At 58.2% G+C, this 26,382-nt stretch carries 24 protein-coding genes and 1 pseudogene; 18 read left to right on the top strand and 7 right to left on the bottom strand.

Features of this window, described 5'->3' with window-relative positions; translation table 11 throughout:
• Positions 1-36: 36 nt before the first annotated feature.
• Complete coding sequence (locus tag AR456_RS10440) at positions 37-816, top strand: TatD family hydrolase (protein WP_021817456.1); 780 nt, start codon at positions 37-39, stop codon at positions 814-816.
• Here AR456_RS10440 and ygfZ read toward each other — a convergent pair.
• Positions 799-1,863 carry a CAF17-like 4Fe-4S cluster assembly/insertion protein YgfZ gene (ygfZ, locus tag AR456_RS10435; RefSeq protein WP_021817457.1) on the bottom strand — a complete coding sequence of 355 codons (1,065 nt, stop codon included), beginning with the start codon at positions 1,861-1,863 and terminating at the stop codon, positions 799-801. The genes AR456_RS10440 and ygfZ overlap by 18 nt on opposite strands.
• Positions 1,864-2,062: 199 nt before the next feature.
• On the opposite strand from ygfZ, the gene AR456_RS10430 reads away from it, so the two are divergent.
• The 3 genes from AR456_RS10430 to uvrB all read left to right on the top strand — a co-directional run bounded on the left by AR456_RS10430 (position 2,063) and on the right by uvrB (position 4,811).
• Positions 2,063-2,260, top strand: coding sequence for a hypothetical protein (locus tag AR456_RS10430; RefSeq protein WP_021817458.1), 198 nt, complete (start codon positions 2,063-2,065; stop codon positions 2,258-2,260).
• On the top strand, positions 2,260-2,673 hold the full coding sequence (locus AR456_RS10425; protein WP_021817459.1) for an OsmC family protein: 414 nt from the start codon (positions 2,260-2,262) through the stop codon (positions 2,671-2,673). Before AR456_RS10430 ends, AR456_RS10425 begins: the two co-directional genes overlap by 1 nt.
• 110 nt (positions 2,674-2,783) lie before the next feature.
• Positions 2,784-4,811 carry an excinuclease ABC subunit UvrB gene (gene uvrB / locus AR456_RS10420; protein ID WP_021817460.1) on the top strand — a complete coding sequence of 676 codons (2,028 nt, stop codon included), beginning with the start codon at positions 2,784-2,786 and terminating at the stop codon, positions 4,809-4,811.
• Between the two features lie 123 nt (positions 4,812-4,934).
• Here the strand turns inward: uvrB and AR456_RS21280 are convergent, their stop codons facing one another.
• Positions 4,935-5,594 carry a GntR family transcriptional regulator gene (locus tag AR456_RS21280; protein WP_021817461.1) on the bottom strand — a complete coding sequence of 220 codons (660 nt, stop codon included), beginning with the start codon at positions 5,592-5,594 and terminating at the stop codon, positions 4,935-4,937.
• A 165-nt stretch (positions 5,595-5,759) separates the two neighbouring features.
• On the opposite strand from AR456_RS21280, the gene AR456_RS10410 reads away from it, so the two are divergent.
• From AR456_RS10410 to AR456_RS10375, 8 genes are all read left to right on the top strand, one after another.
• Positions 5,760-6,755, top strand: coding sequence for a hydroxyacid dehydrogenase (locus AR456_RS10410; RefSeq protein ID WP_021817462.1), 996 nt, complete (start codon positions 5,760-5,762; stop codon positions 6,753-6,755).
• Between the two features lie 4 nt (positions 6,756-6,759).
• Entirely contained in the window at positions 6,760-7,440 is a 681-nt protein-coding gene (locus tag AR456_RS10405) for an RraA family protein (RefSeq protein WP_021817463.1), read from the top strand.
• 121 nt (positions 7,441-7,561) lie between these two features.
• Positions 7,562-8,587, top strand: coding sequence for a Bug family tripartite tricarboxylate transporter substrate binding protein (locus tag AR456_RS10400; protein WP_202903925.1), 1,026 nt, complete (start codon positions 7,562-7,564; stop codon positions 8,585-8,587).
• Positions 8,588-8,591: 4 nt separating this feature from the next.
• Positions 8,592-9,062: a tripartite tricarboxylate transporter TctB family protein gene (locus tag AR456_RS10395; RefSeq protein ID WP_021817465.1), complete on the top strand. Its 471-nt coding sequence runs from the start codon at positions 8,592-8,594 to the stop codon at positions 9,060-9,062.
• A 9-nt stretch (positions 9,063-9,071) separates the two neighbouring features.
• Positions 9,072-10,577 carry a tripartite tricarboxylate transporter permease gene (locus AR456_RS10390; RefSeq protein ID WP_021817466.1) on the top strand — a complete coding sequence of 502 codons (1,506 nt, stop codon included), beginning with the start codon at positions 9,072-9,074 and terminating at the stop codon, positions 10,575-10,577.
• Between the two features lie 316 nt (positions 10,578-10,893).
• Entirely contained in the window at positions 10,894-12,399 is a 1,506-nt protein-coding gene (locus tag AR456_RS10385; protein WP_021817467.1) for a fumarate hydratase, read from the top strand.
• 185 nt (positions 12,400-12,584) lie between these two features.
• Complete coding sequence (cls, locus tag AR456_RS10380) at positions 12,585-14,003, top strand: cardiolipin synthase (RefSeq protein WP_021817468.1); 1,419 nt, start codon at positions 12,585-12,587, stop codon at positions 14,001-14,003.
• 191 nt (positions 14,004-14,194) lie between these two features.
• Positions 14,195-15,112, top strand: a complete 918-nt coding sequence (locus tag AR456_RS10375; protein ID WP_021817469.1) for a LysR substrate-binding domain-containing protein — start codon at positions 14,195-14,197, stop codon at positions 15,110-15,112.
• Between the two features lie 37 nt (positions 15,113-15,149).
• On the opposite strand, the gene AR456_RS10370 is transcribed toward AR456_RS10375, so the two are convergent.
• Positions 15,150-16,241: a bifunctional nicotinamide-nucleotide adenylyltransferase/Nudix hydroxylase gene (locus AR456_RS10370; protein WP_021817470.1), complete on the bottom strand. Its 1,092-nt coding sequence runs from the start codon at positions 16,239-16,241 to the stop codon at positions 15,150-15,152.
• Between the two features lie 189 nt (positions 16,242-16,430).
• Here AR456_RS10370 and AR456_RS10365 point away from each other — a divergent pair.
• Positions 16,431-17,327, top strand: a pseudogene (locus tag AR456_RS10365) (YihY/virulence factor BrkB family protein); the annotation flags it as partial.
• Positions 17,328-17,560: 233 nt separating this feature from the next.
• Complete coding sequence (gene yccX, locus AR456_RS10360) at positions 17,561-17,830, top strand: acylphosphatase (protein ID WP_021817472.1); 270 nt, start codon at positions 17,561-17,563, stop codon at positions 17,828-17,830.
• A 105-nt stretch (positions 17,831-17,935) separates the two neighbouring features.
• Here the strand turns inward: yccX and AR456_RS10355 are convergent, their stop codons facing one another.
• From AR456_RS10355 to AR456_RS10345, 3 genes are all read right to left on the bottom strand, one after another.
• Positions 17,936-18,877: a nucleoside hydrolase gene (locus tag AR456_RS10355; protein ID WP_021817473.1), complete on the bottom strand. Its 942-nt coding sequence runs from the start codon at positions 18,875-18,877 to the stop codon at positions 17,936-17,938.
• The gene (locus AR456_RS10350) at positions 18,874-19,782 is read right to left on the bottom strand and encodes a ribokinase (RefSeq protein ID WP_021817474.1); all 909 of its coding nucleotides are present in this window, start codon (positions 19,780-19,782) and stop codon (positions 18,874-18,876) included. The genes AR456_RS10355 and AR456_RS10350 overlap by 4 nt, the downstream gene beginning before the upstream one ends.
• 314 nt (positions 19,783-20,096) lie before the next feature.
• Positions 20,097-21,038 (bottom strand): NAD(P)-dependent oxidoreductase, encoded by a 942-nt coding sequence (locus AR456_RS10345; RefSeq protein ID WP_031207025.1) that lies wholly within the window; start codon positions 21,036-21,038, stop codon positions 20,097-20,099.
• 171 nt (positions 21,039-21,209) lie between these two features.
• Here AR456_RS10345 and AR456_RS10340 point away from each other — a divergent pair, with 171 nt between their 5' ends.
• Together AR456_RS10340 and aspS are read left to right on the top strand one after the other, a co-directional pair.
• The gene (locus tag AR456_RS10340) at positions 21,210-21,467 is read left to right on the top strand and encodes an FmdB family zinc ribbon protein (RefSeq protein WP_021817477.1); all 258 of its coding nucleotides are present in this window, start codon (positions 21,210-21,212) and stop codon (positions 21,465-21,467) included.
• Positions 21,468-21,513: 46 nt separating this feature from the next.
• Positions 21,514-23,292, top strand: coding sequence for an aspartate--tRNA ligase (aspS, locus tag AR456_RS10335; RefSeq protein ID WP_021817478.1), 1,779 nt, complete (start codon positions 21,514-21,516; stop codon positions 23,290-23,292).
• A 111-nt stretch (positions 23,293-23,403) separates the two neighbouring features.
• Here the strand turns inward: aspS and ubiM are convergent, their stop codons facing one another.
• Positions 23,404-24,621 (bottom strand): 5-demethoxyubiquinol-8 5-hydroxylase UbiM, encoded by a 1,218-nt coding sequence (gene ubiM, locus AR456_RS10330; protein WP_021817479.1) that lies wholly within the window; start codon positions 24,619-24,621, stop codon positions 23,404-23,406.
• 455 nt (positions 24,622-25,076) lie between these two features.
• Here ubiM and ruvC point away from each other — a divergent pair, with 455 nt between their 5' ends.
• Both ruvC and ruvA read left to right on the top strand, forming a co-directional pair.
• Entirely contained in the window at positions 25,077-25,613 is a 537-nt protein-coding gene (gene ruvC, locus AR456_RS10325; protein ID WP_031207027.1) for a crossover junction endodeoxyribonuclease RuvC, read from the top strand.
• A gap of 135 nt (positions 25,614-25,748) precedes the next feature.
• The gene (gene ruvA / locus AR456_RS10320) at positions 25,749-26,357 is read left to right on the top strand and encodes a Holliday junction branch migration protein RuvA (protein WP_021817482.1); all 609 of its coding nucleotides are present in this window, start codon (positions 25,749-25,751) and stop codon (positions 26,355-26,357) included.
• Positions 26,358-26,382: the final 25 nt, after the last annotated feature.

Genomic DNA, 26,382 nt, shown 5'->3' with positions numbered 1-26,382 from the left:
AACAATTCCATCCATGGAATCATTCGGTGTTCTGATATGCCCACCCTTATCGACGCTCACTGCCACCTGGATTTCGCGGTCTTCGATGAAGATCGCGACCAGGTGCTGGCACGGGCGCGGCAGGCGGGGGTTGAGCAATGGATAGTCGCTGCCACAACGCGTGCACGCTGGTCAGAGGTGCTGGACGTCAGCCGTCGTCATGGTGGCCATCCTTGCCTGGGGCTGCATCCGGTGTTTCTCGATGAGCATTGCCTCTCGGGTCAGGACAATGATCTCGATGCCCTGGCCCAGACGCTGGAGGCATCCTCCGAGGTCGTGGCGCTGGGCGAGTGCGGGATTGATGCTCGTTATCCCGAGCAGTTGGAGCGCCAGTGGTCGTTGTTCGATGCCCAGTTGCGGCTGGCGCGAAAACACCAGCTTCCTGTTGTAGTGCATTGTGTGCGGGCCAATGACGAAGTCGCTGCCCGCCTGCGCCAGTTTGATTTGCCGGAAGGCGGGCTGATCCACGCCTTCTCCGGCTCAAGTCAGCAGGCCATGCGTTTTCACCAGTTGGGATACGTACTGGGACTGGGAGGCGCGGTGACCTATCCGCGCGCTACTCGCCTGCGCCGTGCCGTGGCGGCATTGCCGGATAGCGGCTTCGTGCTGGAAACCGATAGCCCCGATATGCCGCTGGCCGGTTATCAAGGGCAGCGCAATGAGCCGGCGCGGGTGGCCGAGGTATGCAGGGTGGTTGCAGAGCTGAGAGGTCAGTCCTGTGCCGATGTGGCCGAGGCAAGCTCGGCCAACGCTCGGCGGCTATTCGGTTTGAGCTGAGTCGCTCCCGGCGTTTGTCGATGCCAGATTCTCGGGATCAAGACGCTCGATGGTGTAGGGCAACTTGAGAGTCTGAAACTGACGCCCTTCGCTGGACAACTCCATGTCCTCGGCACTGGTCGAGAGCACGGCAAGCGTCTCGGTCTGGCCGTAGGCATCCAACTGGCAGGCGATGATCTCGCCCATGCGTTTGTCGTCGGCATTGATCACCGCGCTACCCACCGGCAGCGGCTCACTGCCTTCCAGTTGGCCGCGGAACAGGCGTTTCTTCACCTGGCCGCGGAAGTGCGCGCGTGCCACTACTTCCTGCCCGGTATAGCAACCCTTCTTGAAGCTGATTCCCGCCAGCGCTTCCCAGTTGAGCATCTGCGGCAACCAGGTGTCCTGCTGATCTGCCGTGATGAAATGTAGCCCCGACTGGATATCCGCGAGCTTCCAGATGGTGTTGCCAACCGCGACACATTGCTTGAGTAGGCGCTCGAACAGCGCGTCTGCGTGGGATTCCGAGACCATCACCAGATAGCGTGACTGGGGACCGGGGTAGCCGAGGGCAATGGCATCATCGTTGCTGGCCTGGTGCCAGACCTCCGGCGCGTTCAGATCGCAATCGACCTCGGTGAGCGCCGCAGATTCGCTGCCGATAATGCCGATCAAGGCAACCTCCGGGTGAGGCACCAGCTCGGTCTTGTAGAACGCGGCGAAGCGCCCGAGGTGTTGCGCCAGTGGCTCTACCAGGCTGCGGTCGAGGATCAGACGGTAATGCTCGGCGTTGACCTGCAGGACCTGAGCATTGGCAATCACTCTGCCTTTGGCGGAGCAGAAGGCGGTCAGTGGTGCGAACTGACCGTTGACCAGATCCAGTTGGGCGCTGGTCTGACCTTGTAGAAAGCGCTGGGTGTCTGGGCCCTGGATATCCAATGCACCAAGATGTACCAATGGCGTAACAACTGTGCGCTCCAGCGCGGTACGAGCTGGGTCCGGCGTATCGAATTCGACACATGCAGGGGAACTGAGTCGTCCCCCATGAGTGGTGATCCAGGTAGTCATGAAATTCCTGTCGTTGTCGCAAGGCTTCAGGGCGCGGCTGCCTCGACGGTCGCGTTCGTTCTCTTTAATGAATGTGCGGTCGATGTGAGGCATTTGCAAGCGTGTCGATCTGTGCCCTGAAAAGTGGCGTCATGCTAAGCTTGTGCGATTGCTGTCTGCCGGTGGAGGCAGGCAATTGCAGATTGAAGGAGAGTTGTACATGGCCTACCAGTCATTGACGTTCAAGGGCGTGGAAAACGCAGACCAGGTCAACAGGATCACCACTGTCTTGATGATGCTCGATGGTGTCGATAGTGCCGAAGTTGGTCGTCATGGTGCCGACGTGGAAGGGCGTGCCACGCGTGAGCAGCTTATCGCGGCGGTCAAGGCCCAGGTGCCGGGAGTCGAGGTTCAATAATGACGATTCATCTTCGCAGTGAACGTGATGGAATCCTGCGTCAGCGGGTCAGTATCGAGAGTTTCGATGATCTGCTGGTCGATGTTCCTCAGGCCTTTGGTGGCGAAGGGCTGGCGCCGGACCCTCATGACTATTTCGATCTCTCGCTGGGTGCATGCAAGGCCATCACTGCGCAGATGTATGCCAGGCGCAAGGAGTGGCCACTGACCGATGTCAGTGTAGTGGTGACTCGGGATGAACGTGATGAAAGGCGCGGTGTCTATCGTCTGGACGTGGCGATGACCTTTCACGGCATCGAGGTCGCCGAGCAGTTGGCGCGTCTTGAAGAGATCAGCCATAAATGCCCGATTCATCGATTGATGACAACATCGACAGTGGAAATCACTACGCGCACTCTCGATCCGGAGACTTGAGTTCTTCTTGAGTTCGGAACCTCGGCCGGGGGCCTGGCGACAGCGGTTGCCCTGTTGCTACCCCGAGTGATTATCGTGAATGGGCGCTATGCCTGATATCAGGAGCTGAGATGAGCAAGCCATTTCGACTGGCATCGAAATTCCAGCCTGCGGGCGATCAGCCTGCTGCAATCGAGGGGCTGGTCCAGGGACTGGAGTCGGGATTGGCCCACCAGACGCTACTGGGTGTTACGGGGTCCGGCAAGACCTTCACCATGGCCAATATCGTTGAGCGTATGCAGCGTCCCACGATTGTCATGGCGCATAACAAGACCTTGGCCGCGCAGCTGTATGGCGAGTTCAAGGCGTTCTTTCCCGACAATGCGGTCGAGTATTTCGTTTCCTACTACGACTACTACCAGCCTGAGGCCTATGTGCCTTCATCGGATACCTTCATCGAGAAGGATGCCTCGATCAATGACCACATCGAACAGATGCGCCTATCGGCGACCAAGGCGCTGCTGGAGCGTCGCGATGCGCTGATCGTGGTATCGGTGTCCGCCATCTACGGTCTCGGTGATCCTGAGCAGTATCTGAAGATGCGCCTGCACTTCACACGCGGGGAATTGATCGACCAGCGCGCCTTCCTGCGCCGCCTCGCGGAACTGCAGTACACCCGCAACGACATGGACTTCAAGCGTGGTACCTATCGGGTGCGCGGCGATGTCATTGATATCTTTCCCGCCGATGCCGAGGACGAAGCGGTACGTGTCGAGCTGTTCGATGATGAGATCGACTCGATCAGCCTGTTCGATCCCTTGACTGGCGAGCTGCGTGGCAAGGTGCCGCGCATGACCATCTATCCCAAGAGTCATTACGTCACACCTCGCGAGACCATCCTTGGCGCTATCGATGGCATCAAGTCGGAGCTGGCCGAGCGGCTGGCCTTCCTACGCAAGGAAGACCGCCTGGTCGAGGCACAGCGCCTCGAACAACGCTCGCTGTATGACATCGAGATGATGATGGAGCTGGGCTACTGCAACGGGGTGGAGAACTACTCGCGTTATCTGTCCGGGCGCGCGCCGGGCGAGCCGCCGCCGACTTTCTTCGACTATCTACCGGCTGAGTCGCTGCTGTTCATTGATGAGTCACATGTCAGCGTGCCCCAGGTGGGCGGTATGTACCGTGGTGACCGTTCGCGCAAGGAGACGCTGGTCGAGTATGGATTCCGTCTTCCATCGGCACTCGACAACCGGCCGATGAAGTTCGAAGAATGGGAGGCAATCTCTCCGCAGACCATCTTTGTCTCGGCGACCCCCGGTGCCTATGAGGCCGAGCATGCCGGTCAGGTGGTCGAGCAGGTCGTGCGTCCGACCGGACTGCTCGACCCTGAGATCGAGGTACGACCGGCGTCGACCCAGGTGGATGATCTACTGTCGGAGATTCGCAAGCGGACCAGCGTTGAGGAGCGCGTGTTGGTAACCACGCTGACCAAGCGCATGGCAGAGGACCTGACCGAGTATCTGGATGAGCACGGTGTCAGGGTGCGTTATCTGCACTCGGATATCGATACCGTGGAGCGTGTCGAGATCATTCGCGATCTACGTCTTGGTAAGTTCGACGTACTGGTAGGCATCAACCTGCTGCGTGAAGGTCTGGATATTCCGGAAGTGTCGCTGGTGGCGATTCTGGATGCCGACAAGGAGGGCTTCCTGCGTGCCGAGCGTTCACTGATTCAGACCATTGGCCGTGCTGCGCGTAACGCCAATGGCAAGGCGATTCTGTATGGCGACCGGATTACCGACTCGATGCGCAAGGCGATTGATGAAACCGCGCGTCGGCGAGAGAAGCAGACTGCATTCAACGAAGAGCATGGCATTACGCCGCGCACCGTGACGCGCTCGGTGGCCGATATTCTCGAAGCGGCCCAGGCACCAGGTAGTCGTCGCAAGGGGCGCAAGGGCGAACGCAAGGTGGCCGAGGACAAGGCCGGCTACGATGTCAGTTCGCTGTCCGTCGAGGACCTACGCAAGGAGATGAGTCGACTCGAGAATGAGATGCTGGAGGCAGCCCAGAATCTCGAATTCGAGGAAGCCGCGAGGCTGCGTGATCGTCTGCATGAACTACGCGAACAGCAGTTGGTGCTGGGCGCGGTCTAGCCTGACCCGAGATGAGGCAGCACCAAGCCGGGCGGCTCTTCGGAGCCGCCCGGCTTACGTTGTAATCCTGTGCTTCGCTTTCCCCTTGGTACAGGCTGACCCAAGCAGTACCGGCCTCTGCTCCTATTCTGCCAACAGCAACCGCGTACGCTGCCAGCGTCCACGTCGGATATGTTGGCGCATGGCTGTTTCAGCTCCTGCGGTATCGCCATTGCAGATGGCATTGAAGATCGCTTCGTGGTCCTGGAGCGACCAGCTCTCATAGTCGTACCGTCCATGGGTTGAGCCACGAATCATGCTGGCCGAGTTCAGCAATACCTCGGCATCGTGGATCACGTAGCGGTTGCGTGACAACGTATAGATGGCGCCGTGGAAGCGGTCATTGATGTTGAGAAACCTGACTTCGGTATCCGGTTCAGCACGTTGCTCCTGCAGAATCTTCTCGAGCCGCATCAAATCCGGAGTGCGGGCATTGCGTGCTGCGAGTCGTGCGGCCAGTCCTTCGACTGCCTCACGCATGTCATAGATTTCTTCGACCCGTTCAAGATCAATCTCTGCCACCACAATCCTTCCGCCGGGTGTCGACCCCAGTAAGCCCTCCGACTGCAAGCGACGAATAGCCTCGCGCACCGGTGTTCGGCTCATCGCAAAGCGATCACAGATTTCACTTTCACTCAGACGCTGGCCTGACTTGAGATTGCCGTGTCGGAGCAGGTCGCGCAGGCGAATATAGGCCTGCTCGCCAAGAGGAAGCTCTGTGTTCTGCTGCTCATCAATGTCCATCAAGCCTCCTGAAAAGTGCCTATCGATGCTGATCTGGATACAGGGTACCTCATGCTCTTCACCTTTTGTTGAATACCAAAGACAAAAAATTAACGATATATGTATACCGAAATGTAAATAAACAGCTTTAATGTATCCAATAATCGGCAGGGTAGGATAGCGCAAGTGACGCATACAGACGGGTCGCACAAGGTGTTGATCACTCGGGCACGCATCGACGAGAAGGCGGTGGAGATGCTTGCGGAACATGGCTTCGAATGTATTTTCTCGCCGCCCTATGCCTCGCCGGCGGAGGTGGCTGAGCGCTTGCGTGAGACGGGAGCTCAGGCGCTGATGGTGTCCCAGGGGCAGATGACCCGTGAGGTGATCTTGGCAAGTGACGCGCTGAAGATCGTCGTCAAGCACGGTAGTGGGGTGAACAATATCAACCTTGGCGCCGCGGAATCACTGAATATTCCGGTATACCGTAGCCTCGGTGCCAATGCGCGAGCAGTGGCCGAACAGGCGATCACGCTGTCGCTGGCGCTGTGGAAGTCACTTCCGCGACTGGATACCGCAACGCGCAGCGGCAACTGGCTCAAGGGCGAATTCATTGGCCGTGATATCCAGGGAGCAGTCATCGGCCTGGTGGGCTTTGGCGCCATCGGACGCGAAGTGGCAAACATGGCGCTGGCGCTGGGCATGAAGGTGCAGGTACTGGACCCGGCGTTCAGTGAATCCCTGCCGGGGATCGAGCGAGTCATGGAGCTGGAGACCCTGCTGGCGACTTCCGACATGGTGTCGCTGCATTGTCCGCTGACACCACAGACCCGCCACCTGATCAACGCCGAGCGTCTGCGCCTGATGAAGCGTGAGTCGGTGCTGGTCAACACGGCGCGTGGCGGCGTGGTTGACGAGCAGGCACTGGCTGAAGCACTGCATGAAGGCATCATCGCCGGTGCCGCTCTGGACAGCTTTGAAGTCGAGCCACCGGCCGCTGATCTGCCGTTGTGGCAGGCCCCCAACCTGATCGCCACTCCCCATGCAGCGGGCCTGACACCGGGTGCCGAGCGAGCCATGGCCATGACGGCGGCGCAACACATCATTGACCACTTTGCCGGATGCGAGATCGATGCACGCTTCCGGGCCACACAGGCCGCACTGGGCGGATTGGAGGAATAGACTGATGAGTGAAGGGTTTCGTATTCGCCAGCACTGGAAGCGTGCCGATAGTGACGACGTCGCTCGGGCACGCGGTATTGCGGTATCCAATATTTCCGATGTCATGGCTCGCATGAATGGAGCACCGGCTGGTCTTCGCCCGTTCCATCGCGGCGGTGCGCTATCCGGCCCGGCCTTCACGGTGCGCTGTCGTCCGGGGGACAACCTGATGCTGCACAAGGCGCTGCTGATGGCCCAGCCCGGTGACGTGATTGTGGTTGATGCCGGTGGGGCACTGGATAACGCCATCATGGGCGAACTGATGCTGGCGCGCGCTGTGCAGGCACAGGTTGCTGGAGTCGTCATCAATGGCGCGATTCGTGATACCGCGGCAATCGCCGAGCAGGATGTTCCGGTATTTGCCGCGGGAGTCAACCATCGTGGCCCCTACAAGGATGGTCCGGGAGAAATCGGTTATGCCATATCGCTGGGCGGGATGGTCGTTGAACCCGGTGATCTGATCGTTGGCGATGACGATGGAGTGATCTCGATTCCGGCAGCGACAGCTCGCGAGGTCCTGGACCGTGCCGAGGCCAAGCATGCTGCGGAAATGCAGCAACTCGAACAGACCTTGAGTGGCAACTATGACGGAGCCTGGATTGATGCCGCCCTCAAGGCCGGCGGTTGCAGCATTGACGAGCAGTAGTGGTCATCCGCTGAACAGATGCACTCAATGAATGGCAACAAGTATCCAACTACTAGTACGAAGAACCAGTACGAACAACTAGTACGAACAACGAACACAACATGCGGTTGGGAGAGACAGGATGAAGATCATGCCGGAAGAGACATCAAACAACACCACTCAAGGCACTGCCAGAAGCTTGTCACGTCGCAGGATACTGGGGGCGGGAATGGCCATGGTCATGGCATTCGGCGGTTGGGCGTTGCCGGCTGCGGCTGCCGATGATTTTCCGGGTCGTGGTATCGAATTCGTTGCCGGTTATGGTCCTGGTGGTGGACACGACACCATGCTGCGTTCCATGGCCAAACTGATTCGTGACCAGGATCTGACCGATACGCCGATTTCGGTAGTCAACAAGCCGGGCGGGTCGGGTGCAACCTCGATGGGCTATCTCAACTCCCACAAGGGCGATGGTCACTATCTGATGGCGGCGACCTCGTCATTCATTACCACGCCGCTGTCGGTCAATGTTGGGCTTGACTACCAGGACTTCACGCCTATCGCGCGTCTGGGCATCGACCCGACCATTCTGGTCGTTGCGGCGGGCTCATCGATCAGCAGTCTTGACGATATCCGCAATGCGGATCGTAAGCTCAATGTCGCCGGTGGTGGCGCTGGGGGGATCGAGCATATCGCGACCTTGATGGTCAGCGATGCGCTGGGTGTCGACCTGAACTACATCCCCTTCCAGGGTGATGGTGAGGTGACCACTGCACTGCTTTCCAGGCAGGTCGACTTTGCCATGGTCAACCCGGGCGCCGTAGCAGACTTCGTCTCTTCTGGTCGCCTGAATGCTCTGGCGATTACGACCGACGAGCGTTCCGAGCTGTTCCCGGATCTGCCGACCTTCACCGAACAGGGCTATGACGTGGTCGCTTATGTGTTCCGTGGTCTGGTGGCTCCTGCCGATATCAGTGACGAAGCCAAGGCATGGCTGGGTGATCTGGTCGAGCGCGTGCAGGCGACTCCGGAATGGAAGGCCAACTATCTCGATCCCAACGCCATTGTCCCCGGCTATCTCAATGGCAAAGAGTTCGGTGAGTACCTGGAAGAGACCAATGAGCTGTACGAAACCATGCTCACACGTCTTGGCTTGATTGGAGGTTGAGGACATGGGCGTCGAACGGATACTGCTGGCATTACTTGCACTGCTCGGCGCCGCCTTCGTGCTGGGCGGCCAGGGGCTGGCTTTCAGGGCGGATATCGCCTTTGGCCCCGGCTTCGTACCTGTGGTCACAGGTGCGGCGCTGGCGCTGAGCTGTGTGGTTCAGGCACTGCGGCAACGCCGTCGCAGTGCCGCCGCATCCAGCGTTCATGGCTCGAATGCGGCTGGTGTTGATGACCAGAGTCTAGAGGATCATCGCCCCAACTATCGGGGAATGCTGCTGGCACTGGCGATTCTGGTCGCCGGAGCGGCGGCCATGGTACTTGGTTCGGTGTTGATTCCGGTATTCATCATCACGGTGCTGCTGTCCTGGCTGGTCCTCGGCCATGGGCTGGGGCGTTCGCTGGTGGTTGCCGTTGGCACGAATGCTGTCATCTACGTGATTTTTGCGCTTTGGCTCGGTTTGCCGGTGCAATGAGGAGCAACCATGTCCGGTCTATCTGAACTTCTCTATGCCTTCAGCGTGGTGGTAACACCCGAAAACCTGTTGGTGATATTTGTTGCCGGTCTGGTCGGTACCGTTGTCGGCGCCTTGCCGGGACTGGGGCCGTCGGCAGGCATTGCCTTGATGATGCCCTTGACCTTCGGCATGGACCCTGTGGGTGGACTGTCGCTGCTTACCGGTGTTTACCTCGGCACCATGTATGGCGGACGCTTGACGGCGATCCTGATCAATACGCCAGGTGATGCCCCGGCCATTGTCACGGCATTGGATGGTTATCCGATGATGCAGCAGGGGCGGGGAGGGCTAGCACTGGGGCTTTCGGCCATCGCTTCGTTCGTCGGCGGTTGCTTCGGTCTGTTGATGCTGATCTTCTTTGCACCGGTGATCGCCGAGTACGCGATCTTCCTCGGGCCGCCCGAGTACTTCCTGCTGATGGTCCTTGGCCTGAGCATGATCATTGTGCTGGCTGGGGCCGATCCGCTCAAGGCGCTTATAGCCACGCTGTTCGGGGTAGTGCTCAGTACCATTGGCAGTGATTACGTCTCGGGTGAGGTGCGTTACGCGGTGGTGCCGGAGTTGATCGACGGAATCGATTTCGTCGCGGTGATCATCGGGCTGTTCGGTGTCGGCGAAGTGCTGGTCAACATCGAAGAGCGCGTGGTGCTGAACATGGGCAAGCCGCGCTTCCGCATGGGCGAGTTCATTCCAGGACGCAAGGAGCTGAAGGAGGCGGCTGCGCCCATCGCGCGTGGTTCCGTGCTTGGTACTGCAATCGGCGTGCTGCCGGGGGCTGGTGCGACCATCGCTACCTTCATGACCTACATTACCGAGAAGAAGCTATCGAAGAAGCCGGATGAATTCGGCAACGGCGCGATAGCGGGACTGGCGGCACCGGAAGCGGCGAACAATGCGGCGGTACCGGGCTCACTGATTCCGTTGCTGACGTTGGGTATTCCCGGCTCCGGTGGCACGGCAATCATGCTGGGCGCGTTGATCATGTTCGGGCTCAATCCCGGCCCGCTGTTGATGATCCAGTCGGCGGATATCGTCTGGGGCACGATTGCTAGTCTGGTAATCGCCAACTTCTTCCTGTTGGGTTCGAACGTGCTGTTGATTCCGCTGTTCGTCAATGCCCTACGGGTGGTGCAGAAGCACCTGTCGGCGATTGTGGTGGCGTTCTGTCTGGTCGGCGCCTACGCCATCAACTACAGCGAGTTCGAAATCTGGATCGTGTTGATCTTCGGGGTCATCGGCTATCTGATGAAGAAGGCCGATTATCCGGCAGGGCCCTTCATTCTGGCGTTGGTACTCAGCCCGCTGGCCGAGAACTATCTGCGTCAGTCGATACGTCTGGGCCAGGGCTCCTGGGAGATCTTCATTGCCAGACCTCTGACCATGAGCTTCACCATCGCCGTAGGCGTGGTCATTCTGTTCGGCATGGTCAAGCCGCTGCTGTTCAGGAATCGCAGCCTGGAGCAGCGTCTGTAATCGGCACACGGACAGTCGCTGCTGCGTGGATGCGGTGGTAATCATTGGCAGGATGACGACAAGGGCTTCGCCGAAGGGCGAAGCCCTTGTCGTTGTTGCTGTGGGATGGTTGTGGTGGCCGCCGCGTAATTAGCCGTGCAACGCTGGGGTTATCGATATTTATACCGTTATCTTGTTTGTGGGTACAGAAAGCCTCGGCTGCTTCGAACCTGTCGAGTCGATTCGAATGGGGTACAATACTGCACCTTGAAAGCCCGACAAGCCGGTGTTCCGCCGCAAAGAAACGGGCTCGCCCGACCCATCCAAGGAGTCAGTCATGACCGTGATTCGCCAGGACGACCTCATCACGAGCGTCGCCGACGCTCTACAGTACATTTCCTATTACCACCCCAAGGATTTCATCGACGCCATGGCGGCGGCGTATGAGCGTGAGGAGAACCCGGCGGCCAAGGATGCGATCGCACAGATTCTGATCAACTCGCGCATGTGTGCCATGGGTCATCGCCCGATCTGTCAGGACACCGGAATCGTGACGGTCTTTGTGCATGTTGGCATGAACGTGCGCTTCGAGGCCGAAATGAGCCTCGACGATATGATCAATGAAGGCGTACGCCGCGCCTACAACTTCCCCGACAACGTGCTGCGTGCTTCGGTGCTGGCCGATCCAGACGGCAAGCGCCAGAACACCCGTGACAACACGCCAGCGGTGATTCACCACAAGCTGGTGCCGGGCGATAGCGTTGAAGTGCACGTGGCAGCAAAGGGCGGTGGTAGCGAGGCCAAGTCCAAATTCGCGATGCTCAATCCTTCCGACTCGGTGGTCGATTGGGTCATGGAGCAGTTGCCGAAGATGGGCGCTGGCTGGTGTCCGCCCGGCATGCTGGGAATTGGTGTGGGTGGTACTGCCGAGAAGGCCATGGAACTGGCCAAGGAAGCACTGCTTGATCCGATTGATATTCAAGACCTGCAGGCTCGCGGTGCCTCCAATCGTGCCGAGGAGCTGCGCCTGGAGTTGTTCGACAAGGTCAACAGCAGTGGTATTGGCGCTCAGGGCTTGGGCGGCTTGACCACCGTGCTGGATATCAAGGTCAAGGATTACCCGACACACGCGGCCAACAAGCCGGTGGCGATCATCCCCAACTGTGCAGCAACCCGACATGCGCATTTCACTCTGGATGGTTCCGGGCCTGCCGCACTCAAGGCTCCGCGCCTGGAGGATTGGCCGGAAATCACTCGCGAGGCTGGCGACAACGTCAAGCGTGTCAATCTCGACGAAATCACGCCTGAAGAGGTCAAGACCTGGCAGCCGGGCGATACTCTGCTGCTCAATGGTAAATTGCTGACCGGTCGTGATGCTGCACATAAGCGTATGATCGACATGCTTGCCAAGGGGGAAAGCCTACCGGTGGACCTCAAGGGGCGTTTCATCTACTACGTTGGCCCGGTTGACCCGGTGGGTGATGAAGTTGTGGGTCCGGCAGGCCCGACGACCGCGACGCGTATGGACAAGTTCACGCGGACCATGCTCGAAGAGACGGGTTTGTTGGGGATGGTCGGCAAGGCTGAGCGCGGCTCGTTGGCCATCGAGGCAATTCGCGACAATCAGGCGGTCTATCTGATGGCCGTGGGTGGTGCAGCCTACCTGGTATCCCAGGCGATCAAGGCTTCGCGTGTCGTAGGTTTCGAAGACCTGGGAATGGAAGCGATCTACGAGTTTGAAGTCGAGGACATGCCGGTCACTGTGGCGGTCGATAGTCAGGGTACGTCCGTGCACCAGACTGGTCCGGCAAAGTGGAAGGAGATCATCGCGCAGACGGCGTGAGTTCCCGGGTGCTATCCAGGCCCACTGGTCAGCCCGCATCATTCATTGCGCTCACCTGACCGTATGTACAACGACCCCGCTCGGTAGCGGGGTCGTTGCGTTTCCGAGTATGCTGGTTCGGTTGGGCCTGGAGTGGATCGAGGCGGTGCCTCCTGCAAACCTCACAAGGACGATGGAGATAGGCAATGGCCGCATGGCTGTTTGGATTGGTCATTTTTCTGATGCATGCAGGCGGAGCTCTGTCGGCTGTGCTGGCGTTGATGTCCAGTCGTACCTCCCAGGGGGCAATTGCCTGGATCATCTCTCTGGTGACGGTGCCCTATCTAGCACTTCCGGCATACTGGATATTCGGTCGTCCTCGCTTCTACGGTTATGTCTCGGCTCGAGGCCAGCGTGATAACGTACTGCGCCGAGTGTTGCAGCGCTATCGTGACCGCTTCGACTCGCACGTGGTCAAGAATGAAGACCCGGATATCCGAGCAGTTGAGAAGCTGGCCATGATGCCCTTGACCAGAGGGAATCAGACCGAACTTCTCGTCGACGGCGAGGCCGCCTTTGATAGCCTTTTTGCTGGTATCGACGCAGCCCAGTCATACATTCTGATTCAGTTCTTCATCGTGCGTAATGATGAGCTGGGTCGGCGACTCAAGACTCACCTGGTCAAAGCCGCGCGCCGCAAGGTTCGAGTGTATTTTCTGTATGATGAAATCGGTAGCCATCAGTTGAGCGATGGCTATCTCAAGGACCTTCGTAACGTGGGCATCGAGGTTAGTGCCTTTCATTCCTCTCGCGGTTGGCGTAATCGCTTCCAACTCAACTTCCGCAATCATCGCAAGATTCTTGTTGCCGATGGACAGCAGGGGTGGCTGGGTGGCCTCAATGTTGGTGTCGAGTATCTTGGTCAGAGCAAACGCCATGGTGCCTGGCGTGACACTCATCTCAAACTGATGGGGCCTAGTGTGCTGGGCCTTCAGGAAGCCTTCTGGGAAGACTGGCACTGGGCTACCGGCTCCATGCTCAACTTGAGTTGGCAGCCGCTGCCCTTTGAAGAGGTGGGACGCCGCGTGGTGATAGTGCCATCCGGCCCGGCAGACCCTCAGGAAACCGCCAGCCTGTTGATACAGCACCTGATCCATAGTGCCAATCAACGCTTGTGGGTGACCAGCCCCTATTTCGTGCCGGACGAAGGCGTGCAGGATGCGTTGCGCCTGGCCGCGATGCGTGGTGTTGATGTGCGAATCATGATTCCGGAGCGGCCCGACCATTTGCTGGTGTTCCTGTCGGCCTTCGCTTTCCTGCCGGCAATGCTCAAGGCCGGAGTTCGGGTATACCGATATCTTCCGGGATTTCTACATCAGAAGGTCATGTTGATCGACGAGGAGGCGGCCAGTGTCGGAACTGTCAATCTCGATAATCGTTCCTTTCGGCTCAATTTCGAGATCACCGCTCTCGTGGCGGATGCTGATTTTGCTGCAGAGGTGGCGGAGATGCTCGAGGTAGATCTGAGCAACTGTCGCGAAGTGACGCTCCAGGAGCTGCGTGCGCGCCCACTGTGGCGCAAGTTGATTTCACGCGGAGCCTATCTATTGGCTCCAATACAGTGAGTACAACCCAGTACAGTGAGTACAGCGTTGGAATGCTCAGGGCGTAGAAGGGCTCTTGAGCGCAGCAAGCACAGGAAACTCCCTGAGTAGCTGGTTAAAAGAGGTGTGCTTGAATACTCAGCCTTCGATGGCGGAGATGTTACAGGCATAATATCCCGCTGGAATACCAGTGTGCACTGCGAGGAGCGGTAGTGAATCTCGAGACCAAATGGCTGGAAGACTTTGTGGCCTTGTCCAATACACGCAGTTTTTCTGCTTCGGCACGTCAACGGCATGTGACTCAGCCGGCGTTCAGCCGCCGAATCAGGTCGCTGGAGCAGGCGGTAGGCGTGACGCTGGTGGATCGTTCGACCACGCCGATTGATCTGACCCCACAAGGACAGCTGTTCCTGGTAACGGCACGCAATGTCGTCGAGCAACTCAACGAATCACTTGGCCATCTGCGTGGACTGTCCATGGCCAACGAGGCATTGGATATCGTTGCCGCCCACTCACTGGCGTTGAGCTTCTTCCCACCCTGGATATCGCGTCTGCAGAAAGGGCTGGGCGAGCTACCGACTCGGCTGATTGCCATGAATGTTGGTGAGGCGATCCATGTTCTGCGTGAAGGCAATTGCGACCTGATGCTTGCCTATTACGATCCGTACGCGAGCATGCAGCTGGATGCTGAGGTGTTTCCCTCGTTCTCCATCGGTAGTGTCAAGATGATTCCGGTTTGTCTACCGGATGAGCAGGGCAAACCGATGTTCTCATTGGAAGGCAGTGATCCACTGCCTTATCTTGCTTATACCCAGGGGGCTTTCCTCGGCCGCAGTGTACGCATGCTGCTGAAGAATGACCCGCTGCGCATGCGCCTGCGCACTGTCTATGAGACGGCCATGGCCGAGGGGCTCAAGGGTATGATGATGCAGGGAGTGGGCATGGCCTGGATTCCAGACTTCTGTCTGCGTCAGGAGCTCAATGAGGGCCGCGTGGTGCGTGCAGGAGGAGAGAATTGGGATGTGCCGCTGGAAATTCGCCTGTACCGCTGTTCGTTGGTCCACAAGCCAGGTGTTGAAAAGCTCTGGCGGCAGATGATGAAGCTGCCGCGCGATTTCCTTGAGGCTTGAGCCTACCCGTTGGCCGAAGGGGCTCGCTTCAATCCCGTCAGCTGCGTTGGTCTGCCGGCAGGCCCAGGAAGTTCTGGATGATGAAGAAATGGTCCTCAAACAGGCTTTCTGGTTCCAGCTCGGCGAGGGGGACCCAGCGTGCGTGGTCGCCGCCCTTTACTGATTTGATCTTCGGCAGTTGTTGATCCGGACGCAGGGCGAAATAGAACGCTTCGGCGAGAGTACGGCCTCTCCAGCTGCGATGGGGCTCATCGAACAGGCGCTGACCGCGGAGTGACCCCTTGAGCACGGGTTCGGGGACCTTTAGACGAATTCGCTCGCGTAATTCACGCAGGCAGGCATCCATCAACCTTTCCTGAGCATTGATGAACCCACCCGGCAGCGCGTAGAGCCCCTTGCCGGGAGCCGATGTGCGTCTGACCAACAGCACGTGCCCAGACTGAACCACCACTGCGCAGACCGTTACGAAGATCGGCGGATAGGGGGCATGTGCCCATGCCGAGCGATATTGGTCGAGCAGTTGCTGCTCCTCAATCAGTTGCCGGAAAGGCAGGTCATGCATGAAATCACGCAGGCTGGCCACGACCGGTGGTGGCAGATCGTGCGCGGCATTGGTACTCAAATACTCGATAGCCGAGGCTTCGGAGCGAAACAGGCGTTGGCGCAGCTGGCTGGCAGAGATTGCCTCGACCAGCGGAACACTGATCGACTCCCACTGAGGGAAGAGCGACAGATAATAACTGGACTGGCCGCGACTGGCGCCGATCAGACCAATGCGCGGAAGACGAGCATGTTCCGGATGTGCGAGGTCACGCACCTTGCGTTGTACATCATGAACCCAGACGTCATCGTTGTAGAGTGCATCCAGCAAGGGCACTATCTCGAGACGGGCATTGTCTTCATCATCGAATGCGCTGCGCAGCATGCTGCGACGTTCATCGAATCGCCACGGATTACGTAATGACCTGGCCTGCCATGCGGATCCGACCAGTACGATCACCTGGCGTGCACGCTTCAGGGCTGCGCGGATTACCGCCAGATGGCCGAAGTGAGGCGGCTGGAAACGTCCAATAAACACCAGACAGTCGAAGTCGCTGTCCGTCGGCGTGGGCTCTTGCTCAGATGACATGCCGTACTCCAGATGTGTGGTTTTGCGTAAGTTGATCGTATTTCAGAGCCACCAGGCACCACACGAGTTCAAGACACTGCCATTATGGTGGTGGCATATAGGCTGTGCAATGTGCGCAGTTGTTTGTTTTGCAGCCACCAGCGATCAGGTTCGTTATGCTGTAGCCAGAAAAACGGATGAGGGAACTCCATGATCAAGGATATTGTACTTTTCTGGTGGCATGTCGTACGTAATTCCATCCAGTTATGGTTGGAACGAAATGCCTTCAGTTACGCAGGTTCTCTGGCGTTCTATACGCTGTTTTCCCTGGCGCCCACGATCATTATTGCAGTCACGGTCATCGGCCTGGTGCTGGGGGAGGATGCCGCGCAGGGGCAGATATTCGCCCAGCTCCATGAAACCATGGGGGCTGAGGCGGCGAGAGCCGTTGAGCAGGCCGTGGCACAATCCAGTATTGACCAATCCGGGCTGTTTCCGACCCTGATGGGGTTTGCGGCGCTGGCCATTGGTGCGACTACCGTGTTTGGCCAGATGCAATTCTCGTTGAATACAATCTGGGGGGTTGCCGCTAGACCAAACAGTAATAGCCTGTTTCTGTTCATCAAGAAGCGTCTGCTGTCGCTGACCATTGTCCTTTCGATTGGATTTATTCTGCTGGTCTCGGTGGGGTTGGGGGTCTTTGTCAGAGCGGCGCTAAATGCAGCCCACGACATTCTACCTTTCGTCAGTTTGCTGACAAAAGCGGCGGAAGTGCTTGTTTCCCTGGCGGTGACGACTGCCTTGTTCGCGACTATTTTTCGGGTGCTGCCGGATGTGGTATTGCGTTGGCGCGATGTCCTCATTGGCGCCATCGTCACCTCAGTGCTGTTCATGATTGGACGCCTGGCTATTGCCACTTACCTGGCCTACACGGCTACCGCATCGACATACGGTGCGGCGGGTTCGGTCGTGATCGTATTACTGTGGGTCTACTATTCCTCATTGATATTGTTGTTTGGTGCTGCTTTCACCAAATGTCATCTACTGCAGCGTCGTTGCCCCATAATTCCACGCAACAGTGCAGTGTTGATCAAGCAGGAACTCATTGATCAAGCCAGTGCTCGAGAGGAGCTCTCGGCGGCGGAGCGTCGTCAATACGATGAGGAACATCGTCTTCGCGAGCGGGAAGCTGCTGAGGAGAGTGGTGAGTCTGGTGAGGAAAGTGGTGAGTTTGGTGACGAGTTCAATGAAGAGAGCGTGGATCAGACTCAGCAGGACAGGAGGTCAGAGGCCTCGGAGGGCAATAAGACTGTGCCACGTGAACATTGAGGGAGGTCGGAATGTATTGCGTCAAGGCATTGGTCAGTGGACGAGTACAAGGGGTCAGCTACCGCTGGACAACTCGTGAACAGGCCCGGCAGCTCGGTGTTACGGGCTATGCGGTCAACCTTGATGATGGACGTGTCGAAGTACTGCTGTGTGGTGACCAGCCATGCGTTGAACAGATGGCTCAATGGTTATGGCAGGGTTCTGATCTTGCTCAGGTAACTGCGGTGGAAGTGGTTGCTGTGAGCCTCGACAATCCCCCCACCGAGTTTACGGTGGGCTGAGTCTGCTTTTGTTCCATTGAAACACCACCGCCAGCCTTCCGGGCTGGCGGTGGTGTTTCAGGTAGAGCTGCTTGAAGGGGGCTGCTGCGTTACGCGTCCTGGGGGTCAGGAGAGCGTATCTGCGATCCAGTTGCTGGCAGCTTCGCCATCCACGTCCAGGCACACGGTTTGTTCCGGAGTCATGGACCAGCGTTCTTCGATGAATTTTCGGCCCATGGGCGCGAAGAGCGTCTGGCCTTCAGCAGCGCCTTCTGTAACTACATGCAGGTGGCCCTGCGCCGTGGTAAATAGCTCGGGCTTGACCAGCCAGGCAAGTGCCACGCTGTCATGAGGGCAGCAGCCATCAATGCCCAACGCTCCTCGATAGAATTCGCGGTAGAAGGCATAGCTGCCAGCCAGGACTTTGCCCAATTTACCCTGGGCGCTTTCTATGCGGGCCATGTGTGCTGGTGTGAGCACGCAGCGATGAGTGACGTCCAGGCCCACCAGGGTCAGCGGCCAGGCGGCGGTCAGCACTCGCTGGGCGGCATGCGCATCATTGAAGATGTTGGCTTCTGCGACAGGAGTCACATTGCCGCCTTCGCGAATCGAGCCGCCCATGACGATGACATTCTTGACCTTGCCGGTAATGGCCGGATCAAGTTGCAGTGCTGCGGCAAGATTCCCCAGAGGGCCAACGGCGACGAGGGTAACTTCGCCTGGGCGCTGATTGACGGTATCGACAATGAACTGCGCTGCGCTGCGAGGGTCAGCCTGACCGGTCACTTCCGGTAGCTCGATGTTACCCAGTCCATTATCGCCGTGAATGTGTTTCGGAGCCGGGTGGCGCGGTTTGACCATGGGGCAGGCGGCACCCTGAGCGACAGGAATATCATCGCCGGCGAGCTGAGCCAGTAGCAGGGCATTGTGGGTGGCTGTCTCGACATCAACATTGCCAAAGGTCGTGGTCATACCGAGCAGTTCGATCTCGGGATGACGCAGGGCGATGGCAATGGCCTGAGCGTCATCAACGCCGGGGTCGGTATCAAAGATGATCGGGTGGCTCACGTGGTGCTCCTTATGCTGGCCAGAACCTGTTCGACTTCCCTGCGATAGGGGATGCTGTCGGCTGCGCCTTGTTGCTGTACACCCAGCGATGCGGCGGCAGCGGCTAGTGACAGACAATCTTCGATTCCACAACCTTCCTGTACCGCGGCCAGGTAGTAACCAATGAACGTATCACCAGCAGCGGTAGTGTCCACTGCCTGGACCTTGTTCGCAGGCTGGAAGTGACGCTGGCCGTTGCACTGATACCAGGCGCCATCGCCTCCCAGGGTCAGAACCAACTGACATCCCGGCAGTTTACTGTTGAGTGCGTCCAGCAACCGTTCGGCGCTGGAGTCTTCAGGAAGACCAGCCAGCCATGCAGCCTCGCCTTGATTGACGAACAGCAGGTCACAGGATTCCAGTGGCAGTTTCAGCACGGCATCAGTCATGGGCGCCGGATTGAAGGCCACCTTGAGTCCGGCGTCATGAGCCAGCTCAATGGCATCGGCCAGCGCACTGCACTCATTCTGCAACAATAGCCAATCACCGGCGGACGCCTGTGTCAGCATATTCTTGAGCTCATCGCGGCCACAGACGTGATTGGCACCCGGGAACAGCAGGATGCTGTTTTCGGCCTGGTCATCAACCTGGATAATGGCGTGGCCGGAGGGGCCCCTGGTCTCGAGAATGCCGTCAACATTGACTCCGGCTTCGGCGAGGAGGGCACGAGCCCAGAAGTCATTGGCGTTGAGGTGACCCCAGTGCGCGACCTGTCCGCCGGCGCGAGCCAGAGCCAGAGACTGATTGGCCCCTTTACCGCCCAGGCCGACCAGGTAGCCGTGGCTGGCGAGAGTTTCACCTGGGCGTACCAGGTGAGGGACACGATAGACATGGTCGAGATTGATCGACCCGTAGTTGTAGAGCATGCGATTTCTGCCTGGCATACGAATGACGAGAGCAACCAGCACTCTCGTGTAGATTTCAGCAAGTGACCGCATGTCGTGCGGCGCCCTGGCTGAACATAGAGCGCAGTATCGGAATCTCCACTGATGCATGCAAGGTATGGATAGTGTTTTCTGTATTTATACCGTTATCTTTCAACGTAAAACTCCTTGCCATAGTGATGGCCCTGCAAATGTCATCAGCTCGTGAGGAGGAGTGTCAGGGGTGATGATGGGTGATGGAGCACAGATCTTCGCTGGCGGTCGCGAATGCCTGCGCTCCATCGGGTAGTCAATGTTCAGGATGCAGCGCGTGCGAGGTTATCAGCCGTCAGTTGGATGATGTTCTGGCGTGCTTCCGGAGTGATCCAGGCACTATGTGGTGTAACAATCAGGTTCAGCGCGGAAGATTCGCTTAGAGCATCGATCAGTGCGTGACCTTCGCGAGGTGGTTCTGCAGGCAATACATCCACGGCAAGCCCGCCCAGCTTTCCTGCTTTCAGTGCCGCGAGCGCCGCATCTTCATCGATAACGCTGCCTCGTGCACAGTTGACCAGTAGCGCATTGTCTTTCATCTGCTGCAATCGATGCTGGCCAATCAGGTGCCGGGTCTGCTCAGTCAATGGGCAATGCAGGCTGACGACATCTGCTTCGGGAAGTAGATCATCGAGAGCCGAGCGTGGGTCATTTGCCTCATGGCCTGGCCGCGCCGCAAAATCGACGCGCATGCCGAACGCCTCGGCGAGTCTGGCCACCTCCGAGCCCAGCTCCCCCTGGCCAACGACCACCAGCTTCTTTCCAGCAAGTTGCAGCGTGGTATGGTCCATCAGGCAAAAGAAAGGACTGCGTCCCCAGGCGCCTTGGGCCACATCGCGCTGGTAGCAGGGTAGGCGTGTGGCCAGAGTGAGGATCAGCATCAGTGTGTGCTGAGCCACACTCGCTGTACCGTAAGCGCTCACGTTATCTACGCGGATACCTAGTTTCCTGGCGGCTTCCATGTCGATATTGTTGGTGCCGGTGGCCAGCACACAGATATGCCTGAGAGTTGGCAGAGCGGCCAGCGCCTCGCCATCGAGTACGACCTTGTTGACCAGCGCAATCTCGGCGCCCTCCAACCTTTGACGCGCCTCCTGGGAGGTGCTGGTGGCGAAGACTTCGAGTTCATTGACATGATCTCGAATCGGTGTGAGATCGATATCTGTACCAAGACTATCGGCGTCAAGCATAACGGCTTTCATCATGTCTCCTTGCTGAGCGAGGGAATAACGTAGTCAGGGGTGGGACTGGCGGCCTTCGACAGGCTATAATATGACGCCTTGAACTGGGCTTGGAATCTGCGCATTCCGGCCCTATATCGCTCATCGGTCTTCATTATCTTTCTCTATCATCCGATGCGATTGGAGATTTTTACCATGCCCATCTACGAATATCAGTGCAAGGCTTGCGGTCATCGCCTGGAAAAGCTGCAGAAAATCAGTGCGGCACCTCTGACCGATTGTCCTTCCTGCGAAGCGCCCGAGCTGAATCGCCTGGTCTCGGCCGCTGGCTTCCGCCTTGCAGGAGGTGGCTGGTACGAGACCGATTTCAAGACCAACGGTAAGAAGAATCTGGCGGGGGACAGCAGTTCCAGCACCTCCGGCTCTTCATCTGGTGACGGCGCAGCTGCCTGAGTCGATTACCCGCATTCTTTCATTACGCAAACAGACAGGACGAAACATGCGCAGCCATTATTGCGGCCAGCTCAACGAAACTCTGGTGGACCAGACGGTCACCCTGTGCGGCTGGGTCCACCGCCGTCGTGACCACGGTGGGGTTATCTTCCTCGACCTTCGCGACCGTGACGGTATCGCCCAGGTTGTGGTCGATCCCGATACCGCCGAGGCCTTCGCCAATGCCGACCGCGCTCGCAGTGAGTTTGTGCTGCGTATCGAAGGCCGTGTGCGGTTGCGCCCTGAAGGCACCCAGAACCCCAATATGCCGACTGGCATGATCGAGGTTCTGGCCAAGCAGGTGGAAGTGCTCAATGCCGCCGCAACGCCGCCTTTCCAGTTGGATGAGCACGGTAAAGTAGGCGAGGAAGTTCGTCTCAAGCACCGCTATATCGATCTGCGCCGTCCAGAGATGATCGAAAAGCTGCGTCTGCGTTCACGCATCTCTCATAGTGTGCGTGCCTTCCTCGAGGGCGAGGGCTTCCTCGACATCGAGACGCCAGTACTGACCCGTGCCACTCCTGAGGGTGCTCGCGACTATCTGGTGCCGAGTCGTACTCATGCAGGCAGCTTCTTTGCCTTGCCGCAGTCTCCTCAGCTGTTCAAGCAGCTACTGATGGTGGCTGGGTTCGATCGGTACTACCAGATTGCCAAGTGTTTCCGCGATGAAGACCTGCGTGCCGATCGTCAGCCGGAATTCACCCAGATCGATATCGAGGCCTCCTTCGTTGAGGAAGCCGATATCATGGGTATCACTGAGTCCATGATTCGCTCGCTGTTCAAGGACGTGCTGGATGTTGAGTTGGGTGACTTCCCGCGCATGACCTGGCATGACGCCATGCAGCGGTTCGGCTCCGACAAGCCTGACCTGCGTATCCCATTGGAACTGGTCGACGTCGATGACCTGATGAAGGATGTTGACTTCAAGGTCTTCTCCGGTCCAGCAAACGCCGATGATGGCCGTGTAGCGGCTTTGAAAGTCAGTGGTGGTGCCAGCCTGTCACGCAAGGAAATCGACGAATATACGAAATTCGTCGGTATCTACGGCGCTCGCGGTCTGGCATGGATCAAGGTCAACGAGCGGGCCAGGGGCATCGAAGGTCTGCAGTCGCCAATCGTCAAGTTCATGGAAGATGTCATCGAGACCCTTCTGGATCGTGTCGATGCGAAGGACGGCGATATCGTCTTCTTCGGTGCCGACAAGGCGCGCATCGTCAATGAGGCGCTGGGCGCACTGCGTGTCAAGTTAGGTGAGGATCTCAACCTCTACACCTGCGAGTGGTCCCCGCTGTGGGTGGTGGACTTCCCGATGTTCGAGGCTGATGACAATGGTCGTCTGAGCCCATTGCACCATCCCTTTACATCGCCTTCCTGTAGCCCGGATGAACTCAAATCCAACCCTGCCGAGGCGCTGTCGCGTGCCTATGATATGGTGCTCAACGGTACCGAACTGGGCGGTGGATCGATTCGTATCCACGACCAGGCCATGCAGAAGGTGGTATTCGAGATTCTCGGCATTGCCGAGGACGAGGCTCGCGAGAAATTCGGCTTCCTGCTCGATGCGCTGCAATACGGCGCTCCGCCCCATGGCGGTCTGGCCTTCGGCCTCGACCGTCTGGTGATGCTGATGACCGGTGCGCGTACCATCCGCGAAGTCATCGCCTTCCCGAAGACCCAGAGCGCCGCTTGTCTGATGACCGATGCCCCAGGCGAGGTCAGTGCGGACCAGCTCAAGGACCTGAATATCCGTTTGCGTCAGAAGGCCAAGGTTGAAGACAGCGAGTGATCAACCTCCGAGCACTGGTTACGCCAGTGCTCGGAATGCCCCCAGACGACATCAGCCCCGCTCAAGCGGGGCTGATGTCGTCTGGGGGCTGGGTAAGCGTGAGGAAGGCCGTCAGCGAAGGAAGGGGAGTCTGGGCAACGTCGGGTGCGGTAGTCGGAAATGTGGAGTCTCGCCCTGAAGATGGCGTGATACCAACTCGCGTACAGGTGACAACTTATCGCCCACCCGCAGTCCCAGGTGGCGCAGTAGTCGAGCCGGGACTCGTTCATCCGTATACAGTTTGACGATGGCCTGGGTGGCCAGATACAGCGGACGAGTGGCGAGACGATGTTCATGACTATAGGCCGCCAGCAGACGCTCTGAAGCGATATCCTCGCCACGCTGGAAGGCATCAATAATGCACCGTGCCAGACGTTGCTGACTCTGCACACCAAAATTGAAACCGTGGGCGGTGACAGGATGCATGCCAACGGCGGCATCACCGACCAGCGCAAAACGGCGAGCGTGGAAGCGTTCCGCGTAGGTGCTGACCAGCGGATAGACGTGGGCCTTGCCCTCCAGTGTCATGCGCCCGAGGCGACCGGCATAGCGTTCGGTCAATTGCGCGCTGAAGGCGTCATCATCAAGCTGCATCAGCTCGGCCATCTCTTTTTCCGGCAAGGTGACCACGGCTGATGATAGGTGAGCAGAGATCGGCAGCAGTGCCAGCGTTTGCCCATGGTCGAACCACTCCCAGGCAGACTGGTCATGCTCCACTTCATGGTTTATGCGGCACACCATCATTGTGCGACCGTTGTCTCGCATCTCCGCAGCGATCCCCATCTGACGTCGACTGATGGAAAAACGGCTATCCGCGGCCACCACCAGCCGTGCCTGGTGGTGGGAACCATCCTCGAGTTCGAGCTGCGCTGCGTATGAGTGGCTCGAGACACTGGCCACGCCGACAGGCAGATATTCGATGCCGTCGAGTTCGCTGACGGCCTGCCATGCGGCTCGGCGAATGGCATGATTGGGCACCATGAAGCCCAAGGGCTGAGTGGTGCCATGGCCTTCGCCGAAGCCCATGAACCAGCTCGACTGTCCATTGAAGACACGCGCCTCATTGAGCGGTGCGATCTCGTCGTTCTCGAGGCGCTGCCGAATACCCAGCGCATCGAGCAATCGGCAGGAGTCGTGGGTAAGTGCGATTTCACGTCCGTCAGGTGCCGGTCGAGAGAGTTCCTCGGCAGACAGTCGATCGAGCAGGGTAACGCTGAGTCCCGCTGTGGCCAGGTGTCTGGCAAGGCAGAGTCCGACGGGGCCTGCACCTATGATCGCTACATCCCTCACGCTTCTCTCCTCTGGATAAAAATCCTGCTTTCAGTATGGATGTCTCAGGCAGCCAGTTGGCTGATTCCTGACCGAAACGCCATCGACAGACAATGCAGTTCGGTAGCCTATGCAGTTCAGCTGCCTATGCTATTCGAGCAGCGGGAGAATCACGAATGGATTCAAGGCAGAACTTGATCCAGAGCGGCATTCCACATACATCTGTTGATGTCTTCTGTTGCCGGTGTGTCTGAGGCAGACTGTGTCATCATCTCGCCGAGGTTGGTCTACGCAAGGGAGTTCGGAAATCCATGCGCTGGAATGGTGGTGAGCTCTGGTACACGAATCTGGTACACGAAACAGCTGTTGGGAGGGAGCGACTCCATGAGAAAGATGCAAGATTCTTTCACCAATGAACAGCGCAATGATGCGATTCTTGTGCCATGCGTGTCGCATGATTCGGGAGCCGATGAGCAGTGCTGATATTGGGAATAGACCCGGGATCACGTATTACCGGATTCGGGGTGATCGACGCCAGCGAGCGTGAGCCTCGCTACGTCGCCAGTGGTTGTATCCGGCTGCGGGATGATGAGTTGGCCCAGCGCCTGGCGCAGGTCTATGCCGGTATCAGCGAGCTGATTGCGATACACAAGCCGGCCGAAGTGGCAATCGAACGAGTATTCATGTCGAAGAACGCGGATTCGGCGTTGAAGTTGGGGCAGGCGCGGGGAGCGGCAATAGTGTGTGCTGCCAACCATGGACTACCGGTCAGCGAGTATGCGGCAAGGCAGATCAAACAGGCAGTGACCGGAACCGGAGCCGCTGACAAGGCTCTGGTGCAGCACATGGTGACTGCTGCTTTGCATTTGTCGGCAACCCCTCAGGCCGATGCGGCGGATGCGCTGGCAATTGCTCTGACCCACTTGCACAGCTGTCGTGGGCTTGTCACGCAGGGCAACTACGGTGGCCGTCGGCGCACGAAAAGTTCGTCATGGCGACAGTATCGACCATAAGTGCTTGACGACCCGGCGTCTCCAGATAGAGACATACTGATTGTCGAACGCTGTTTGATTCATCTGGTGTCACAGTATGTTCGACAGTTATAGTGGGCAGTCAAAGCCTCGAAACTTCAAGGAAAGTAGCGCGCCATGATTGGACGCATCACGGGCATTCTGCTCGAGACTCAACCGCCTTGGTTGGTGGTCGACGTAGGGGGCATCGGCTATGAGCTGGAGGCCTCGATGACCACCCTGGTCGCACTTCCCGCTCCAGGCGAGAAAGTGTCTCTGTATACGCACCTCACCGTCCGTGAGGACGCTCATCTGCTGTATGGCTTTGCCAGAGAGCAGGAGCGAGCACTATTCCGTGCATTGATCAAAGTCAACGGTGTGGGGCCCAAGCTTGCGCTGGGCATTCTCTCTGGAATGGACGAGGACGCCTTTGTTCGCTGTGTCATGGATGACGACATCAAGTCGTTGACTCGATTGCCCGGTGTTGGCAAGAAGACTGCAGAACGCTTGATTATCGAGATGCGTGACCGCTTTCCGCATTGGCAGCATCCGGACACTTCAACGGTTGCTGCCGGCTCCACCACGACGATTGAGACCACCCGCGACCCGCAGGCAGATGCCGAAGCCGCGTTGGTCAGCCTGGGCTACAAGCCCACCGAAGCCAGCCGCATGTTGTCTGGCCTCGAAGGCGAGGGGTCGACCGAAGCCATGATCAAGGCCGCATTGGCCAGGCGCATGGCTGGATAGCCATGACGGTTTGCAATAATCTTCA

This window comes from Halomonas huangheensis (assembly GCF_001431725.1).
GTDB lineage: Bacteria > Pseudomonadota > Gammaproteobacteria > Pseudomonadales > Halomonadaceae > Halomonas > Halomonas huangheensis.
The sequence above is the reverse complement of the archived record's forward strand: the minus strand, read 5'-3'. Positions and strand labels throughout refer to the sequence as shown.